General features: G+C 43.9%; 4 protein-coding genes. All 4 read right to left on the reverse strand.

Going from position 1 to position 2,243, the window contains the following annotated elements:
* Nucleotides 1-197: 197 nt before the first annotated feature.
* Genes ACFWYS_RS46545 through ACFWYS_RS46560 form a run of 4 tightly spaced genes read right to left on the reverse strand, consistent with a single transcriptional unit; the run spans nt 198 to nt 1,972 of the window.
* Nucleotides 198-839 (reverse strand): hypothetical protein, encoded by a 642-nt coding sequence (locus tag ACFWYS_RS46545; RefSeq protein WP_384783184.1) that lies wholly within the window; start codon nt 837-839, stop codon nt 198-200.
* Nucleotides 817-1,065, reverse strand: a complete 249-nt coding sequence (locus ACFWYS_RS46550) for a hypothetical protein (protein ID WP_376642747.1) — start codon at nt 1,063-1,065, stop codon at nt 817-819. Before ACFWYS_RS46550 ends, ACFWYS_RS46545 begins: the two co-directional genes overlap by 23 nt.
* 50 nt (nt 1,066-1,115) lie before the next feature.
* A complete protein-coding gene (locus tag ACFWYS_RS46555; RefSeq protein WP_376642749.1) occupies nt 1,116-1,670 on the reverse strand; it encodes a hypothetical protein in 555 nt (184 codons plus the stop codon).
* A complete protein-coding gene (locus ACFWYS_RS46560; RefSeq protein ID WP_377998110.1) occupies nt 1,658-1,972 on the reverse strand; it encodes a hypothetical protein in 315 nt (104 codons plus the stop codon). The genes ACFWYS_RS46555 and ACFWYS_RS46560 overlap by 13 nt, the downstream gene beginning before the upstream one ends.
* Between the last annotated feature and the right edge of the window lie 271 nt (nt 1,973-2,243).

Below are 2,243 nucleotides of genomic sequence, written 5' to 3' on the forward strand. Positions count from 1 at the left end.
CGTATGAACTAACCATTTAACCTTCATGCTTTTTTCCTCCTTATACTGCGTTTACTAATTGCGTCACACCGTTAACCGGATGCTTCGTGACAATAACCTTTGTTACGACAATGACCATCATTGTGAATAGCGCAATGACAATCATGTTCTTCAGCCCGACACCTGCAAATTTTCGTGTCTCCAAGTCATCACCTCCTTTAAAGCTTCAATTTTGCTAGTACCGGGTTTTGCATACCCACTTTCCAATACCAAAAATTGTGCCCGCCGGGTTGCTCCATAAATTGCGGCATCCCTGTTGCTTTCACAATCTTTTTACGGTCATCCGGGTTTTGCATGGTGAAAATGAAATAGTGTGAACTGTTGGCCATAGCAATGACCGGAATGTCTGTTGGGCGCTGGGTACAAGCCCAAACGACTGCTTCTTTCGAACGCCCGCGCGTGTATAAGGCTTTCAATTCTTTCGGGTAGTTATGGGCGCTTGGCGCGACTTCCATTAATTCGTCTATCCATAGAATCGTATTTTCACGCTTGTACACCCAGCTCATGAGCGCGTTGTAATATTCCGTCTCTAATTCTTCAGCGACCGGGCAATAGATAATTTTCGGCGTCTCGACCTCGGACACGTCTTCCAATCGGTGAACCACAGTAAAGTCCTTACCTTCCTGCAAGCCATGCCACAATTCCTGCCGTTTCTTGCGGCGCTCGTGTACTTCGCCTTTCGTATCAAGCTTTACCACATGGTCTTTCCCAGCGAGATATACCTCAGCGACAACCGATTTACCTGTACCGGTTTGACCACAGATAAAAACGTGTTCGTCATCGCCAATTGTCATTCGCATGTTTTCCACTTCCTTTCGTGCTGTAAGCTTTCACAACACGCTTCACGCCTTTACCTCTTTTCATAGCAGCCATGATGGACGGTTTCGGGATTTTGTCGTAAGGGATTTTCTCCACAACTAAAAATTCCTCGCCCTGTTCGATAATGTCCAAGTGTTCAAACCAATAACGGCTGTATTCATGCATGGGGATGTTGTAATAGAAGTCACCTTGCTTCAGCGTCACCATACCGGACATAGTCGATCATCCCCTCTAAATGGTTGAGGAATTTTAAGACATCAATATCCTCCGAAAGGGATGAGTTGATGTAAGGAGCCGCCAAATTGCTTACTAGTGGGTTCCCCAGATCGTTCAGCAGGCTTTTGATTAGTTCTTTCAGGCGCGCTTTCATTTCCTCGTTGTTCTGTTGGTTGTTTTGGTAGTTCTCGTTTTGGCAAGACATTTTTCTGTACCTCTTTCTTTTTAGGTTGTTTGGATTTCCACATAATGAATTTAGGTATAAAGATCGTAAAGCACGCAATGAGTAACGCTATATGGTCTGCATACTCACTGGCGACACCCGCCACGCCTTCAGACTTCGCCATGATGTTTGCGAGTGGCGTACATATCTGTTCGGCTTCATCGGCGGTTAATGCAAAGTCTTCCATCCCAGGTCGTGCTGCCACGATCGCGCTTGTCGTCAGTAACAGCATTTTCAGCTGGGATGAATCAACATTGCCCGCCGTCTTTTTCTTGGCTGCGCTTTTCTTTTTCGTGCCAGTACCAGGAGGGCGACCGCGTTTCTTTTTCGGCTGTTCCTCCTGGTCACTTCCCGGCACATCTACCATAACCACCCGAGGAGCGTTTTCGCTTTGCTTGGTGCTGGCTGTTCCTCTTCCTCCGGTTCCTCCACTTTTGGCGGTTCCGGTACTGGAATTTCCTGTGCTTGTCCCTGCGGCTGTTCCTTTGTTCCCATCAGGTTTTGGATGTCCTGTAGCAGATTCTTTGCCCATTTTGGCGCGTCCTCCTGTTCCTCTTTTTTCGGTGTTTCTTCAGCAGACGATTTTTCTTCTTTTTCTTCTAGTTCTTTTGGCATAGAAAATAAATCCTCCTTTTGTCCTATTTCTGTTCGATAAATTAAATAATATAGGAACATGTGTTCGATTTCAAGACAAAAAATAAAAATAAATGAATTAATTTCATATTTAATTATTTTTAGGCAAAATAAAAAGCCGGGAAAATGAATTTCCCGACTCTTTTAAAAGTCACACGACACATGCGGACGACTTGTATTTTTAATATAGTCCATATTTCTTTTCTGTCTATTCGTTAGTAAAATTCCCTTGTTTACTTCCTGCTTTAAATCAAAATCGTCAGAACCCATTTTAAGCATATTAGCAAATTTTAGTCTTTTTTATTAGCATTTA

It is taken from the genome of Streptomyces sp. NPDC059010 (genome assembly GCF_042740355.1).
Lineage (GTDB): Bacteria > Actinomycetota > Actinomycetes > Streptomycetales > Streptomycetaceae > Streptomyces.

Excerpts from the sequence above, each read along its gene's own strand:
- ACFWYS_RS46545 (WP_384783184.1), bottom strand. The coding sequence starts at position 839 with ATGCGAATGACAATTGGCGATGACGAACACGTTTTTATCTGTGGTCAA.
- ACFWYS_RS46560 (WP_377998110.1), bottom strand. The coding sequence starts at position 1,972 with ATGTTCCTATATTATTTAATTTATCGAACAGAAATAGGACAAAAGGAG.
- ACFWYS_RS46550 (WP_376642747.1), bottom strand. The coding sequence starts at position 1,065 with ATGGTGACGCTGAAGCAAGGTGACTTCTATTACAACATCCCCATGCAT.